This is a genomic window from Dietzia sp. B19 (assembly GCF_014145155.1).
Lineage (GTDB): Bacteria > Actinomycetota > Actinomycetes > Mycobacteriales > Mycobacteriaceae > Dietzia > Dietzia natronolimnaea.
In genome coordinates, this window is record NZ_JAALED010000550.1 from 1 (window position 1) to 1,497 (window position 1,497).

The 1,497-nt window shown below is 72.8% G+C and carries 2 protein-coding genes; one reads left to right on the forward strand and one right to left on the reverse strand.

Annotated features, from left to right (window positions below; genetic code table 11):
- Positions 1-50: 50 nt before the first annotated feature.
- Positions 51-893, reverse strand: a complete 843-nt coding sequence (locus tag G6020_RS15075) for an ABC transporter ATP-binding protein (RefSeq protein ID WP_182611180.1) — start codon at positions 891-893, stop codon at positions 51-53.
- Positions 894-1,046: 153 nt separating this feature from the next.
- On the opposite strand from G6020_RS15075, the gene G6020_RS15080 reads away from it, so the two are divergent.
- On the forward strand, positions 1,047-1,497 hold a 451-nt coding region (locus G6020_RS15080), incomplete at its 3' end, for a maltotransferase domain-containing protein (protein WP_182611181.1).

Sequence of the window (1,497 nt, forward strand, 5' to 3'; positions counted from 1 at the left end):
ACGGACGGGGACGGGCCCGGGCGGGGTCGCCACGGGGTCGACTGTGCGGTTCACGGCCGCCGGTGTCGGCCGGACCGACGCGCCCGGCGCGCGAAGAACCGCCCGTCGATCGCGTCGACGACGATCGACTGCGCGAACGCGGTGCTGAGGTTCTCCGAGGTGATCACGTCGTCGATCAGGCCGGTGGCCGTGACCCCTCCCTCCGCGAGGAGCATCGCGTGGGTGAAACCCGGGGGTATCTCCTCCACGTGGTGGGTCACCAGGACGGTGGCGGGCGCGTCGGGGTCGAGGGCCATGTCCGCCAGACGGGCGACCAGATCCTCCCGGCCCCCCAGGTCCAGCCCCGCCCCCGGCTCGTCGAGCAGGAGCAGCTCCGGGTCGGTCATCATCGCGCGGGCGATCAGCACCCGCTTGCGCTCACCCTCCGAGAGGGTCCCCCAGGTCCGGTCGGCCAGGTGCTCTCCGCCGATCATCTCCAGCGTGTCCGCCGCGCGGTCGAAGTCGGCCTGGTCGTACGCCTCCCGCCACCGGCCCAGCACGGCGTACCCGGCGGAGACCACCAGGTCCTTGACCACCTCGTCGCCGGGGATCCGGCCGGCCACCGCCGCGGACGACAGGCCCACCCGGCTGCGGAGCTCGGTGACCTCGGTGCGACCCAGTTGCTCCCCCAGGATCACCGCCGAACCGGTGCTCGGGTACTCGAGCGCCGAGGCGATCCGGAGCAGCGAGGTCTTGCCCGCACCGTTGGGGCCCAGGACGACCCACCGCTCGTCCAACTCGACCTGCCAGGTGACGGGGCCCACCAGCGTCCGCCCGTCCCTCCGGAGCGAGACGTCGGTCAGGTCCAGGACGAGGTCGGGATCGGTCTCGATAGGCGTTCTCACGGACCCCATCTAACCCCCTATCCGGTGGCCGGGTGGCGAGGAACACGGCTCGTGCGCGTGAACACCGGCGCGACGCCCCTCCCCGATCGACGCCCGCTTCGATAGCGTCGTGTGCGTAGAGGCGTCCGCACCCCGGAGCCCGCAGCCGAGAGGAGCACCGACGTGAACGACCGTCTGGCCATCGACGAGGTCCGCCCCCTGGTCTCCTGCGGGAGGTTCCCCGCCAAGTCGGTCGTGGGTGAGGTGGTGCCGATCTCGGCGACCGTGTGGCGGGAGGGCCACGACGCGCTGTCGGCGAGCCTGGTGGTCCGCCGTCCCGGTGGGGCCTCCTCCCGGACGACCATGTCCCCCGGGGTGGAGGCGGACACCGTCCACGCGCTGCTCACCACCGACGCCCCCGGGATGTGGTCGTTCCGTGTCGAGGCCTGGTCGGATCCGTTCGCCACGTGGAACAGCGGCATCGTCAAGAAGATGGACGCCGGCCAGGGCGCCGACGTCCTGGGCAACGAGTTCGAGGTGGGCGCCCGGGTCCTGGACGCCGGCGCCGCACAGGCGATCGCGTCGGGCGACCCCGACCGGGCCACGCTGCTGACGGATGCGGCCACCGCGCTCC

Bases quoted from the DNA above. Each gene is read 5' to 3' on its own strand.
- G6020_RS15075 (WP_182611180.1), bottom strand. From the start codon at position 893: ATGGGGTCCGTGAGAACGCCTATCGAGACCGATCCCGACCTCGTCCTG.